The organism is Pantoea sp. JZ29, from assembly GCF_035190385.1.
Classification (GTDB): Bacteria; Pseudomonadota; Gammaproteobacteria; order Enterobacterales; family Enterobacteriaceae; genus Pantoea; species Pantoea stewartii.
In genome coordinates, this window is record NZ_CP045241.1 from 4,088,634 (window position 1) to 4,101,846 (window position 13,213).

The 13,213-nt window shown below is 54.2% G+C and carries 12 protein-coding genes; 4 read left to right on the forward strand and 8 right to left on the reverse strand.

Annotation, left to right across the window (positions count from 1 at the left end; translation table 11 throughout):
• Positions 1–35 precede the first annotated feature (35 nt).
• A complete protein-coding gene (locus GC090_RS18975) occupies positions 36–1,307 on the reverse strand; it encodes a conjugal transfer protein TraF (RefSeq protein WP_033738961.1) in 1,272 nt (423 codons plus the stop codon).
• Between the two features lie 423 nt (positions 1,308–1,730).
• On the opposite strand from GC090_RS18975, the gene zur reads away from it, so the two are divergent.
• On the forward strand, positions 1,731–2,252 hold the full coding sequence (gene zur / locus GC090_RS18980; RefSeq protein WP_033738958.1) for a zinc uptake transcriptional repressor Zur: 522 nt from the start codon (positions 1,731–1,733) through the stop codon (positions 2,250–2,252).
• A gap of 71 nt (positions 2,253–2,323) precedes the next feature.
• Here the strand turns inward: zur and GC090_RS18985 are convergent, their stop codons facing one another.
• From GC090_RS18985 to GC090_RS19000, 4 genes are all read right to left on the reverse strand, one after another.
• Positions 2,324–2,536: a CsbD family protein gene (locus GC090_RS18985; RefSeq protein ID WP_006121556.1), complete on the reverse strand. Its 213-nt coding sequence runs from the start codon at positions 2,534–2,536 to the stop codon at positions 2,324–2,326.
• Between the two features lie 171 nt (positions 2,537–2,707).
• Entirely contained in the window at positions 2,708–4,030 is a 1,323-nt protein-coding gene (gene dinF / locus GC090_RS18990; protein WP_205953849.1) for an MATE family efflux transporter DinF, read from the reverse strand.
• Positions 4,031–4,139: 109 nt separating this feature from the next.
• A complete protein-coding gene (lexA, locus tag GC090_RS18995) occupies positions 4,140–4,754 on the reverse strand; it encodes a transcriptional repressor LexA (RefSeq protein ID WP_006121554.1) in 615 nt (204 codons plus the stop codon).
• 106 nt (positions 4,755–4,860) lie between these two features.
• A complete protein-coding gene (locus GC090_RS19000; protein WP_006121553.1) occupies positions 4,861–5,229 on the reverse strand; it encodes a diacylglycerol kinase in 369 nt (122 codons plus the stop codon).
• A 128-nt stretch (positions 5,230–5,357) separates the two neighbouring features.
• Between GC090_RS19000 and plsB the strand changes: the two genes are divergently transcribed.
• Positions 5,358–7,784 carry a glycerol-3-phosphate 1-O-acyltransferase PlsB gene (gene plsB, locus GC090_RS19005; protein WP_039339074.1) on the forward strand — a complete coding sequence of 809 codons (2,427 nt, stop codon included), beginning with the start codon at positions 5,358–5,360 and terminating at the stop codon, positions 7,782–7,784.
• A gap of 102 nt (positions 7,785–7,886) precedes the next feature.
• Here the strand turns inward: plsB and ubiA are convergent, their stop codons facing one another.
• The 3 genes from ubiA to psiE form a co-directional block, all read right to left on the reverse strand.
• The gene (gene ubiA / locus GC090_RS19010) at positions 7,887–8,753 is read right to left on the reverse strand and encodes a 4-hydroxybenzoate octaprenyltransferase (RefSeq protein ID WP_191091184.1); all 867 of its coding nucleotides are present in this window, start codon (positions 8,751–8,753) and stop codon (positions 7,887–7,889) included.
• Positions 8,754–8,782: 29 nt separating this feature from the next.
• A complete protein-coding gene (gene ubiC, locus GC090_RS19015; protein WP_006121550.1) occupies positions 8,783–9,295 on the reverse strand; it encodes a chorismate lyase in 513 nt (170 codons plus the stop codon).
• Between the two features lie 83 nt (positions 9,296–9,378).
• Positions 9,379–9,789 (reverse strand): phosphate-starvation-inducible protein PsiE, encoded by a 411-nt coding sequence (psiE, locus tag GC090_RS19020; RefSeq protein ID WP_006121549.1) that lies wholly within the window; start codon positions 9,787–9,789, stop codon positions 9,379–9,381.
• A 574-nt stretch (positions 9,790–10,363) separates the two neighbouring features.
• Between psiE and GC090_RS19025 the strand changes: the two genes are divergently transcribed.
• Together GC090_RS19025 and GC090_RS19030 are read left to right on the forward strand one after the other, a co-directional pair.
• Positions 10,364–11,176: an alkaline phosphatase family protein gene (locus GC090_RS19025; protein ID WP_033739245.1), complete on the forward strand. Its 813-nt coding sequence runs from the start codon at positions 10,364–10,366 to the stop codon at positions 11,174–11,176.
• A 380-nt stretch (positions 11,177–11,556) separates the two neighbouring features.
• Positions 11,557–13,182, forward strand: a complete 1,626-nt coding sequence (locus tag GC090_RS19030) for a Na/Pi cotransporter family protein (RefSeq protein WP_006121547.1) — start codon at positions 11,557–11,559, stop codon at positions 13,180–13,182.
• The last annotated feature ends 31 nt before the right edge of the window (positions 13,183–13,213 follow it).

The following is a 13,213-nucleotide window of genomic DNA, read 5'->3' on the forward strand; positions in this document are numbered from 1 at the left end:
CGACAAGGTATCGCCCGCCCGTTAATGGCACGGAATCAGAAGTTAAATCCGAGTTGCGCCATGGCACCCCAGGTATTGTTTTGCCCCACCGAGCCTGCCAGATCCAGATGCACAGAATTGTTGAATGGTGACAGCCCAAAACCTGCGGTCGCCACATTTTCGTCGTTGGAACGCATATCTGCGCGATAACCGGCGCGTAACTGTAACCAGTCCAGTACGCGATATTCCGCGCCCACGCCTGCATACTGACTGTTTTCCTGAGATTTGAAACGGTGCGTTTCGGTCAGGTCAACATCGCCTGTCAGCGTTACCGGCCCTTTATCCCAGGCTAAACCCGCCGTCACTAATGGACGGATTTCATAGGTATCCTGATAGCCATTCACCTCTTTGGTTTGCAGGTCACGTGATACCAGGTTCTGTCCGGTCACGCCTAATGTCCAGTTTTCTGCGAATACCGTCGCCAGGCCGGCGTCAACGTTGAACCCGCTTTCGGTGCTGCGGTAGCGGCCATCCCGTAAATCGTTTTTATCGTAGTTATAAACGCTGGCGGAATAGTTATACAGCCAGGTCTTTTGCAGCTTAGGCGTCACACCAATCGACACCGGATGGCCGGCAATCGTGAACTCATGGGCAACGGCGATACCATAATCGGTATTCAGCGCAGCCAGCCCGTTCGCGCTGGAGCCCAGCAAGTTTTGTACATTAGGCAGACCAAATACACCGCCAGGAATACCGGCAAACGTTCCGTCAGCCACGCCTTGTAAAATAACGATATCGCCTTCTTTTACATTCGCGCGGACATGCGCCGTACCATAGGCTTTGGTGACAAAGGCAAAAGGCAGCGTTTCATTCGGAACGGTGACTGCAATCGCGACACCTGCTGTCGCGTTGGCTTTGTTACCGCGTAAATCTCTGAGCGTATTAGCCAGATCCCCTGACGCAGCCTGTATCTCAGGAATACGGCGCAGCAGCTCTAACGTCGAGGCATTATCAAACAGATCCTGATAGCGATTTACCGTGTCAGTAATGTTATCGATCTTATCGACCATCTTGTCTTTATCAGTAATTTGCGCGCCCGCACTGGGAAAAATGATGCTGACGTTGTCATCGGGTTTTGCTTTGGTCATTAACGCCGGGTTAGCTAAAACGGCAGACCCGTAGGTAGAGGACGCCACGCCCGTTCCCCCCATTGCATCGTTACGGGCATCGTACCAGGTTCCCGCGGCCAGCGCGGATGATGAAAAAACCAGAGCATTAAACACTGCAGGGAAAACCAGAACGGAACGTGGGACGGTTAATTTTGCCATTTGCTTATCATCACCTGAAAAATTGCCGTTAAAACATTAACGACCGAATAGTTTGTTAGCCCCATTGTGGAGGATGGCTAACGCTTTATTGCTGTGAATTCAGAGTAAATAGTGGCGCAATTCCATTGATTGATTATTTTTCGATCCGTTATGTCTGGTTACCGTCCAAAAAGCGTTAAAAGAAGGAGGCCGGGACCAGCACTTTATTAAGAACTTTTAAACATTAGTTCTTAACTCAGTGAGATGTAAAGCAAAAGGAAAAAATATTTACAAACATTCTGACATATATTGGCATCGCAGACGGGCGCAAAGTCGTAAGGAACAGATAAGCACGGATAAAGGGAGGAGGTGCAGACAGGCAAGGTGCATCGTACGTATCATTAATGTGATAAGATAACATCACCTGTCAAACGGAGAAATTCCATGTCAACCATGACGCCAGAGCAAATCATGACCCAGGCTGAGAAACTGTGTTTACAGCGCGGTGTACGCCTGACGACCCAGCGCGCAGAGGTCCTGCGGTTGATGGCCGGACAGCCAGGATCGATCAGTGCTTATGACCTGCTTGATCAGTTGCGTGTCAGTGAGCCCCAGGCCAAGCCTCCTACCGTCTACCGTGCGCTGGATTTTCTTCTTGAGCAGGGTTTTATCCACCGCGTCGAGTCCAATAACAGCTATGTGATGTGTCACCATTTCGACGCACCCGCCCATACATCGGTGATGCTGGTCTGCGATCGCTGTGCAGTGGTCACGGAAAAGCAGGCGCAGGGCGCAGAAAAAATCATCGCATCGCTGGCGCAAGAGGCAAGCTTTGTCCTACGGCATAGCGTGATAGAGGCGCACGGGTTATGTGAAAACTGTGCGGAAGTTGAAGCCTGTGAACAGCATGAACATTGTGATCATGACCATCAGGCTGACGGGAAGAAACGCAGTAAACGAAGTTAATTGCACATCCTTGTGCGGTCTGGCCGGCATGAGCGTACCGGCCCGGGTAGGAGCATCCCTGAATAACGTGATTACCAGCGGTAATCCTTGTTGTGACCTTCCCAGTCCGTTACTTCTTTCTCCGCCTGATCTTTCGCGTAGCCGTAACGTTCCTGAATTTTGCCGACCAGCTGATCGCGTTTACCTTCAATGACTTGCATGTCATCATCGGTCAGCTTGCCCCATTTCTCTTTCATTTTTCCTTTGAACTGTTTCCAGTTACCACTCGCTTCGTCTTTATTCATTGCAGACCTCCACGTCATCCTTCGATTTCGTTTTATTTTGCCATCAGGCAAAATTACGATATAAAGCGCTGTTTAATAGCGCCATTCAAAGATAATTGTAGTAGCTAATTTCAGTTTTGCCGGAAAAAATGAAAATTTTATGTAGCCTGCGTCATATTTCAGGCAAGTTGCTCAGGCGCTAAACCAGGTGCCATTGCGCCAGTGCCTGCGCCAGACCAGCCAAAGTGACAGGCCGCGAAGCGCCAGAAAAACGGCTATCGCCAGCCATAGACCGTGATTACCGATAAAAGGCACGGTTAACAGCGTCAGGAAATAGCCCAGTGCGGCAATCGCCATACTGTTGCGCATTTCTCTTCCGCGGGTCGCACCAATAAACATGCCATCCAGCAGATAGCACCAGACGCCAACCAGCGGCATGACAACCTGCCACGGCAGAAAGCGGTCAGCCGCCTGTTGAAGTGCGGGAATCGATGTCAGGAGAGCCACGATCTGATAGCCACAAACAGCATAGACCAGGGAGAAAAACAGCGCGACTGACAGGGCCTGACGGCAGGCAGCAATCCATACCAGTTGCAACCTGCTGCCGTCTTTTGCGCCGTGTGCCTCACCAGCAAAGGCTTCGACGGCGTAAGCAAAGCCATCCAGCGCATAGGCGGTAAACGTCATGAACATCAGCAGGATGGCATTTACCGCCACCACATCAGGTCCGATACGCGTTCCCAGCACGGTCAGAGAGGCAAAGCAAAGCTGTAACAGTAAGGTACGCAGCAGGATATCGCGATTCAGGCGCAGCAGGCGGTGGATATCGCCACGCCAGCTATGGACCAGACTGTGCAGCGTGATACCACGCAGCGCCAGCACGCGCCAGACCATAAGTGCCCCGACCAGCAACGTCGCATATTCCGCGATAGCCGTCGCGGCTGCAGCCCCGGCGACGCCCCAGTGCAGCCCCAGCACCAGCCAGAGGTCCAGCAGAATATTGATAACGTTGCCCACCACCAGCAGGATAACCGGCGCTCTGGCATACTGTACGCCCAGCAGCCAGCCCAGAATCACCAGGTTAGCCAGCATGGCGGGCGCACTGAGCCAGCGAATATGGATAAACAGCGCAGCCTGCTCAAGCACGGCGGCCTCTCCGCCGATAAAGCGGGTTGTTAATGCCGTCACGGGATGACGCAGGGCAATAAACAGGCTGCCGGCCAGTAAGGCAATGATCAGGGGCTGTGCCAATGCGCGCGCCAGCGCCGTTTTATCGCCCGCGCCAAACGCCTGAGCCGTCAGGCCTGTCGTGCTCATACGCAGAAAAAGCAGCAGCATGAAGATGAAACTGGTAACGGTCGTCCCGACCGCAACGCCGCCCAGATAAACCGGGCTGTCGAGATGGCCAATAACGGCTGTATCGACTAAGCCGAGCAGAGGAACGGTGATATTTGACAGGATCATGGGCAGCGCCAGCCGCCACAGTTTTTTATCGGTAGCTGTCAGGAAGCGCATGTAACGTCCGTGCAATGCGCCGCTGGTGTTGCAAATGAACCCACAGCGGCAAAACAGGGGCAGACTGGGTAACGTCAAGGTTGACGTAAAGAGCCAACCTTAAGAGGATTTATAACCACTCACCGTTACGTACGATGCCAACCGCCAGACCTTCAACCGTCAGCGACTGCGCACGCGTATCGACAATGATAGGCTCAAAATCCGTATTTTCAGGTAACAGATGCACCACTGATCCCTGTTTTTTCCAGCGCTTCACAGTGACTTCGTCGTCAATGCGCGCTACCACCACCTGACCATTACGCACTTCCTGCGTTTTATGCACGGCCAGCAAATCACCATCCATGATGCCAATGTCTTTCATTGACATGCCGCTAACGCGCAGCAGGAAATCGGCAGAGGGCTTGAACATGTCTGGATCCACTTTGTAGTGGGTTTCGATATGTTCCTGGGCCAGCAACGGCTCACCCGCCGCAACGCGCCCAATGAGTGGCAGGCCATCTGAAGGTTCTTCTTCCATTAACAAACGGATACCGCGGGACGCACCAGAGACGATTTCAATCACGCCTTTACGCGACAGCGCTTTCAGATGCTCTTCTGCCGCGTTAGGTGAGCGGAAGCCCAGTTGCGCAGCAATTTCTGCACGCGTAGGCGGCATGCCCGTTTGATTAATGTGGTCGCGAATCAAGTCGTAGACCTGTTGCTGCCTGCTGGTTAATGCTTTCATCCCGCCCCCTGGTTGTTTATACAGTCGCTGTGAGTATATACAGGTATTGGTGAAATGGAAACCAAAAGTCAGGCCAAAATCAGTAATTTGACGGGAGATGGAATGCTTATCGCAAATGCGACCAAAGTAGCGTTCCCCAAACGAACAGGGCCAGTACTATTGCCAGCAAAACAGCGGCCGATCCCATATCTTTGGCTCGGCCGGCAAGAGGATGACGTTCCTGCCCTGTGCGGTCCACCACCGCTTCGATGGCGCTGTTCAGAACTTCAACAATCATCACCAGCATGACCGCGCCAATCATCAGGATGCGCGAAATAGTATCGACATCCAGCCAGCAGGCCAGGATAATTGCCGCCAGTGAAATTACGGCTTCCTGGCGGAAGGCAGCTTCATGCTGCCAGGCGGCGCGAAGACCTTGCCATGAGTAGCCAGCCGCTTTCACAATCCGGGTAATGCCGGTGACATTATTTGTCATGATAAAGGAACTCTTTTCAAAGGATTGACGTCAATACCGGGCAGCGCACAATTGTCGCTGTCACAGATTTTTGCTGCGCGTTCTGATATGCTTGCGCCGCTTTGCTAACAAGAGGCTTCATGTTGTCTATGTCAGGTTGGCGTAAAATTTTCTATAAATTGCTGAACTTACCCCTTTCATTTCTGGTAAAGAGTAAGGCCATTCCGGCTGATCCCGTCTCCGAACATGGGCTGGATCCTACCCGGCCTATTATGTATGTCCTGCCTTATGATTCAAAGGCCGATCTCCTGACTTTACGCGCGCAGTGTATCCGGCACGATCTGCCTGATCCGCTTATTCCGCTGGAGATAGACGGCGCCCTGTTGCCGCGTCATGTCTTTATTAATGACGGTCCGCGTGTGTTCCCCTATTTCGTGCCCAGCCTTGAATCGGTCAAAATCTTCCACGAGTATCTTGATCTGCACCGCAGCAATCCTGAACTTGATGTTCAGATGTTACCGGTTTCAGTCATGTTTGGCCGTGCGCCAGGTCGGGAAGTCCAGGGCGACGATCATCCGCCTCATTTGCGGCTCCTTAACGGCATTCAAAAATTCTTTGCCGTTCTCTGGCATGGCCGCGACAGTTTTGTGCGTTTTTCGCCCACGGTCTCCCTGCGTCGTATGGCGACCGAACACGGTACCGACAAGTCGATTGCGCAGAAGCTGGCTCGCGTAGCGCGCATCCATTTTGCCCGTCAGCGCCTGGCTGCGGTGGGACCGCGCCTGCCGGCTCGCCAGGATTTATTCAATCGCCTGTTGCAGTCGAAGGCGATTGAAAAAGCTGTGGAAGACGAGGCGCGTAGCAAGAAAATCTCCCATGAGAAAGCGCAGCAAAACGCCATTGAAATGATGGAAGAAATTGCGGCCAACTTTTCCTACGAAGCGATTCGTATCACCGACCGCGTGATGGGCTGGCTCTGGAGCCGACTCTATCAGGGGATCAACGTTAACGGCGGTGAGCGGGTACGTCAGCTGGCGCAGGACGGCCATGAAATTGTTTATGTGCCTTGCCACCGCAGCCATATGGACTACCTGCTACTGTCTTATGTGCTATATCACCAGGGCCTGGTTCCGCCGCATATTGCCGCAGGGATTAACCTGAACTTCTGGCCTGCCGGGCCGATTTTCCGTCGTCTGGGTGCCTTCTTTATTCGTCGTACCTTTAAAGGCAACAAGCTCTATTCAACCGTGTTCCGTGAATACCTTGGCGAGCTCTTTACCCGCGGCTATTCCGTCGAGTATTTCGTGGAAGGTGGACGCTCACGTACCGGCCGACTGCTGGATCCGAAAACCGGCACCCTCTCTATGACGCTGCAGGCCATGCTGCGCGGCGGCACGCGACCTATCACGTTAGTGCCCATTTACATCGGTTATGAACATGTAATGGAAGTTGGTACTTACGCTAAAGAGCTACGCGGTGCGGCAAAAGAGAAAGAAGGCTTTATGCAGATGGTGCGCGGCCTGCGTAAGCTGCGCAACCTGGGCCAGGGTTATGTGAACTTTGGTGAGCCGTTGCCGCTGATCAACTATCTGAACAAGCGCGTACCGGAATGGCGTGAGTCTATCGATCCCATTGAAGCGCAACGTCCGGGCTGGTTAACGCCAACGGCCAATGATATCGCCGCCACCATCATGGTACGTATTAATGAAGCCGGTGCCGCGAACGCCATGAACCTGTGCGTAACGGCACTGCTCGCTTCCCGCCAGCGTTCACTGACCCGTGAACAGCTGATTGAGCAGCTGGAGTGCTATACCCAGTTATTACGTAATGTGCCCTACTCGCCGGATGCCACTTTGCCTGACATGTCTGCGGAAGCGTTGCTGGATCACGCGCTGAGTATGAACAAGTTTGAGAGTGAGAAGGACAGCATTGGCGACATCATTATTCTGCCGCGCGAGCAGGCGGTACTGATGACCTATTACCGGAATAACATCCACCATATGTTGGTGATGCCCTCTCTGATTGCGGCCATCATCCAGCAGCACCGTAACCTGAGCGAAGCTGAACTGCTGCGCCAGGTCAGCCTGATTTACCCCATGCTGAAGAGCGAGCTGTTCCTGCGCTGGGGCAACGATCAGCTGCCGCAGCTGCTGGCTGACTTATGCCAGGAGCTGGCGCGCCAGGGACTGATTACCGTTGAGGCAGGTCTGCTGTCGTTCAACACGGCGCGTTACCGTACGCTGCAGTTGCTGGCTGCCGGTGTGCGTGAAACGCTGCAACGTTACGCCATCACCTTCTCGATTCTCAGCGCCAAGCCCACCATCAACCGCGGCACGCTGGAAAAAGAGAGCCGTACGCTGGCCCAGCGTCTGAGCGTACTGCATGGCATCAATGCGCCTGAGTTTTTCGATAAAGCGGTGTTCTCTACACTGGTACTGACCCTGCGCGATGAAGGCTATATCAGCGACAGTGGCGATGCGGATGTGGCGCAGACGCTGGCGACCTGGCACATTCTGGCAGAACTGGTCACCAGCGATGTCCGTATGACCATCGAGAGCGCCGTTGCACACAGCTAACGTGCTGGCATGACAAAAAAAGGCGACCTGACTGGTCGCCTTTTTTATTGCTTACTGAACCTCACACTGTGCATCGCACTGGCGCTACGTTCGGTGCCTGCCCTACAACAGGTTTGAGAACGGCGGAGTATTCATTAACACGCCGAGAAACAGCACCAGCCCTACATAATTGTTATTCAGAAACGCCTGGAAACAGGCCTGACGCGCGCGCTTTGCGATCAGTTTTTGCTGATAAACAAATAAACCGCCCGCCAGTAACAGCGTCCAGTAAAACGCCCCATTCAGATGCAGCCGTGTCCCTACCAGCGCCATCAGCCCCAGCGTCGCCAGTTGCAGCAGGCCGATAATCAATTTGTCGTACTGGCCAAACAGAATGGCTGTGGACTTCACGCCAATCTTCAGGTCGTCCTCGCGATCCACCATGGCATATTGCGTATCGTAGGCCACCGTCCAGCAAATGTTGGCGAGAAATACCAGCCAGCAAACCAGAGGTAAGGACTCACTAACAGCAGCCCAGGCCATGGGAATTGCCCAGCCAAATGCGGCGCCCAGGACCACCTGCGGCAAATGCGTATAGCGCTTCATAAAAGGATAAACCCAGGCGAGCGCCAGCCCGACAACAGAAAGCATAATCGTCATCAGGTTCATGCTCAGTACCAGGCCAAACGCGATCAGCCCCAGTACCACAAACAGCATTTTAGCCTCTTTCGCCGTAACGGCACCGCTGGCCAGTGGCCGGAGCTTTGTGCGTTCCACATGGCCGTCGACTTTGCGGTCAGCATAATCGTTGATCACACAGCCAGCTGCACGCATGACAAATACGCCCGCGACAAACACGATCAGTACCGGTAACGGCGGCATCGCCCTGTTAGCCAGCCACAGCGCCCACAACGTCGGCCACAGCAGCAGCAGTGTGCCAATAGGTTTATCAATTCGCATGAGGCGGCTGTAAGCCTGCCATTTGGTCATTTGTTGTCTGTTTTGCACAGGTCAAATCCTTAACCCTGGTAACGGTAAACCGGCGACGCCGGTAAAAATAATTCGGTTAGCAGCAGGGGCTTCCCCGATAAACGCAGGCGCGACCGACGTCCCCACAGCGATTCAACGTTACCGGGCTCGATAAAATCGCGGGTCAGGGTTGAAGAGGAGAACAGGTAACGTCCCAGCGGTCGCGTTCCGAGCTGCTGCAACATCGCTTCGGGACCGTTCAGGGTGCTTTCAGGCACCAGCGTGCGTCCCGCCAGCCAGGGTTGTTCGTCGCCATACAGGATCACTTCACGCAGCCAGAAGCGCTGATCAGCGGGTAACAGCGCACCTTCGTCACCTAATTCGTCAGCGTGGATAAACCCTTCACGAACGGGCTCCACCCTGACCTTCTGGCAATGCTGTTCGAAGCGCCTGGTCATAGAGTCCTCCTCCATCAGCCAGTCACGAAGTGATGGCGACAGAGCAGCACCGTCCAGCGCCAGCCAGTTGAGTGAACGTAATAAACGGAGCGGGTCTTGCGTCATGACACTTTCCCCCAAAAATTTTCAGGCAGGTAGTTTAGCGCAGAGCGATTCACGGCACACCCGTCCGTCATGCAAACGCGAGGTTATTCGCGCTTAAGCCGGTTACTGTTTGCCAGCCACAGGGTGATAACCAGCAGCAGAATAGCAGCCGAGTAGCACAGCGTATCAAAGGGATTTTTGTGGTCGACGATAATCAGCCTGATGATAGCCGTGATGCCGATATAGACGAAGTAGCGTAACGGGAAATGGTAACCCGACTGGAAGTACTTCACGATGAGGGCAATAAACTCAAAGTAAAGGAAGTAAATCACGATGCCTTCGATTAGAAGATAGGAGGACGCCTGCTCGCCCGTGCTGAACAGGACATTGGCTAAATGGACCGTCTCTTTGCCCAGGAAGACCATTAAAATGAACGCCAGAATCAGCAATCCTGCATTCAGCACCCATTGCATCAGGCGCGCTATCTTTTGTGCTATCGGGTTTTTATCACTCATTTCACGCCTCGAAAATAAAGGGATGTTTTCTGGCATTATCATGCTTTAGTGTGACGTAAATCACAATATAGCCGTCAGGCTTACTTAACAGCGTCTTTCAAATCACCAGACTGCGCGATGGAATGCCAGCCCCGGCATCCTGGGTTATACCGCCGGGACCGTACGAACCTGTCTTTTGATGAAAGCCAACCGGACAGACCGATCATATCGGCTGGCAGACCCACTCCGTCGTGCCGTCCTGTCATACGGTTTTCACATCCGACATTTACATTGGCTCGGTTTTTCAACCCCGGCAGTCAGCTAGCGCCCGCTTCCATACCCGACTCAATGGATAAGCGTCCTGAGGCGGCACGTTGCGTTGGCCTCCGCGCAGCCAACAGCGGCGTTCATGCCCGGCCAGGCTTAATCTGTTCCGCATTAACGGTTACGGGATTACGTCAGGTTAGTGTGCACTTACTCAACTATTAAGATGCGGCCGGACGGCGTTGCGCTGGCGGCGTTAAAACAGCCCGACGTCAGAGACGCAGACAAACGCCCCCTGTGGCGTGAAGACGCCGCAGCAAGAGAGGACAACATGAAAACAATTCTGGTGATTCTGGACGGCCTGAGCCATCACGTTGCCCATCATGCGATGGGTTATCTGCACGCAGAATGTGCGCAAGGTAAAGGGCATTATTATCATCTCACCTGTGCACTGCCTTCTCTGTCGCGTCCGCTGTATGAATGCATTCTGACCGGTGTTGCGCCTGTACAAAGTGGAATCATCCACAACGGGGTAAACCGCCTGAGTCACGAACAGAGCGTATTTCACTATGCGCGTGATGCGGGCCTGACCACCGCCGCAGCGGCTTATCACTGGATCAGTGAACTTTACAACCGCAGCCCTTTCGAGCCCGCGCGCGATCGTCATACCGAAGCGCCGGCCCTGCCTGTCCAGTTCGGGCACTTTTACGTTGACGACAGTTACCCCGATTCGCACCTGTTTGAAGATGCCGAGAGCCTGAGGTTGCGGCACAACCCGGACTTCCTCCTCATCCATCCGATGAATATCGATTATGCCGGTCATCAACATGGCTTGTCCTCGCCCCAGTATCGTAACCGGGCACGCATGGCGGATGGTTACCTGTCGCAATGGATGCCTGGCTGGCTGGCAGAAGGCTATCAGGTAATGGTGACCGCCGACCACGGCATGAACGACGACCGCTCACATGGTGGCATGCTGCCGGAGGAAACGACCGTTCCCCTGTTTGTCTTTGGTGACGGATTCTCGCTAAAGCCTGGGCTGGAACTGCAACAAACCGATCTCTGCGGCACGCTGTGTACACTGCTCGGCGTTCCTCATGATAAGCCGGTGCATCACGATCTGCTGGCACAGGTTTCGCTCTGACCCTCTTCCCGTTTCTGGCGGCAGGAATACAGTAAACCGCCGCCCCGGGTCTGGCGGGTTGGACGAACGGCACAACCCGTCCTTCTGTTGCCGTTATTCCGCTGATCACCTGCCGTACTGACTTTGTCGCCATGCCCTTCACTGACCACAGAAAAAAGCGCACCGGCCGCGCGCGGCGGGAAAGGTCCGCCTGAGGCCAGCCGGATTTGTCGTGAGGTATCCGCAGAGTGGTCTACATTTAAAGGGGCCGACGCTGCGCAGGTCATTTAAAACACTGGAAAAAAGTTCGCAACGTCCGGCAGCCATGTTCGCAGATTGCGCTCTCCATCAGGCTGGCAATCTGTCATGCCGTAAGCCTGATGGTTGAGGAGCAACGTTACGTGTTAACCCTGCTTAACTTACTGTCTGCCGTTGCGCTTCTGGTCTGGGGCACGCACATTACGCGCTCCGGCATTATGCGCGTCTACGGGGCCGATTTGCGCCGGGTGCTCAGTCGCAGCGTGGAAAAGAAGCCGATGGCGTTTCTTGCCGGTATCGGCGTAACGATGCTGGTGCAAAGCAGTAATGCCACCACGCTGCTGGTGACCTCGTTTGTGGCTCAAAATCTTGTCAGCCTGACACCCGCTCTGGTAGTGATACTGGGCGCTGACGTCGGTACGGCCATTATGGCGCGCGTCCTGACATTCGATCTCTCCTGGCTTTCCCCGCTGTTTATCTTTTTTGGCGTGGTTTTCTTCCTGAGTCGCAAACAAAGCCGGGCAGGTCAGCTTGGCCGGACCAGCATAGGTCTGGGGTTAATTCTGCTGGCGCTACAGCTGATTGTTGAAGCCGCCCGACCGATTACCCAGGCGGCTGGCGTGCAGGTTCTGTTTTCCAGTTTAACCGGTGACGTAATGCTGGACGCTCTGCTCGGAGCGGTCTTTGCCATTATCAGCTACTCCAGTCTCGCCGCTGTGCTGATTACCGCCACACTGACCGCCACAGGCGTGATCGCCTTCAAGGTGGCCCTGTGCCTGGTAATCGGCGCGAACCTGGGCAGCGGCTTACTGGCGGTTATTAACGGCAGCGGATCCAATGCGGCCGGTAAACGCGTTGCAATGGGCAGCTTTCTGTTTAAGCTGACGGGTTGTGTAATAATTCTGCCCTTTGTTGAAACCGTAGCGGGCTGGCTGGATAAACTGCCCGTTAATGACGAAGAGCTGGTGATCTTCTTTCACGTTTTCTACAACCTGTTTCGCTGCATTATCATGGTGCCCTTTGCCGATGCGATGGCACGCCTGTGCCGTCGACTGATAGCGGACGATGCCGAAAGTGACGTCACGCTAAAACCCAGACACCTTGACAGCAGCGCGCTGGATACGCCCGCTCTGGCGCTGGTGAATGCTGCGCGCGAAGCGTTGCGTATGGGCGACGTGCTGGAGCAGATGCTGGATACGTTTCTGCAGGTGGTGCGCGGCGAGTCGCGGGCAGAACGCACGGTACGGCGGCTGGATGATGATGTGGATGTCCTGTATACCGCCATCAAACTCTATCTGGCGCGCATGCCGAAAGAGGATTTATCAGAGGAGGATTCCCGCCGCTGGGGGCAAATCATAGAAATGTCGCTGAATCTGGAGCAGGCCGGTGACATTATCGAGCGCATGAGCGGGGACGTCGCCGATAAATCTCTGGCTGCCCGGCGAACCTTTTCGCCCGAGGGCCTGAAAGAGCTGGAAGCCTTGCATGAGCAGCTTATCGCGAATCTACGGCTGAGCCTGTCGGTATTTTTATCTCACGATGTTACCAGCGCTAAGCGGCTACGCCGCGCCAAACACCGCTTTCGCCTGAAAATACGCCGCTATTCACACTCGCATGTTGATCGGTTACATCAGCAGAACATTCAGAGCATTGAAACCAGTTCGCTGCACCTGGGCTTGCTGGGCGATATGAAGCGTCTGAACTCGCTGTTTTGCGCGGTCGCTTACACGGTTCTGGAGCAGCCTGACGATGAGCGGGATTATGACTAAAGAAAGTGCGAAGGCCGTTTGGCCTTCGCAC

Coding starts and splice junctions, on each gene's coding strand:
- GC090_RS18975 (WP_033738961.1), bottom strand. CDS start 1,307: ATGGCAAAATTAACCGTCCCACGTTCCGTTCTGGTTTTCCCTGCAGTG.
- dinF (WP_205953849.1), bottom strand. CDS start 4,030: ATGCGCTTCCTGACAGCTACCGATAAAAAACTGTGGCGGCTGGCGCTG.
- lexA (WP_006121554.1), bottom strand. CDS start 4,754: ATGAAAGCATTAACCAGCAGGCAGCAACAGGTCTACGACTTGATTCGC.
- plsB (WP_039339074.1), top strand. CDS start 5,358: ATGTCAGGTTGGCGTAAAATTTTCTATAAATTGCTGAACTTACCCCTT.
- ubiA (WP_191091184.1), bottom strand. CDS start 8,753: ATGACCAAATGGCAGGCTTACAGCCGCCTCATGCGAATTGATAAACCT.
- ubiC (WP_006121550.1), bottom strand. CDS start 9,295: ATGACGCAAGACCCGCTCCGTTTATTACGTTCACTCAACTGGCTGGCG.
- GC090_RS19000 (WP_006121553.1), bottom strand. CDS start 5,229: ATGACAAATAATGTCACCGGCATTACCCGGATTGTGAAAGCGGCTGGC.
- GC090_RS19025 (WP_033739245.1), top strand. CDS start 10,364: ATGAAAACAATTCTGGTGATTCTGGACGGCCTGAGCCATCACGTTGCC.
- GC090_RS18985 (WP_006121556.1), bottom strand. CDS start 2,536: ATGAATAAAGACGAAGCGAGTGGTAACTGGAAACAGTTCAAAGGAAAA.
- zur (WP_033738958.1), top strand. CDS start 1,731: ATGTCAACCATGACGCCAGAGCAAATCATGACCCAGGCTGAGAAACTG.
- psiE (WP_006121549.1), bottom strand. CDS start 9,789: ATGAGTGATAAAAACCCGATAGCACAAAAGATAGCGCGCCTGATGCAA.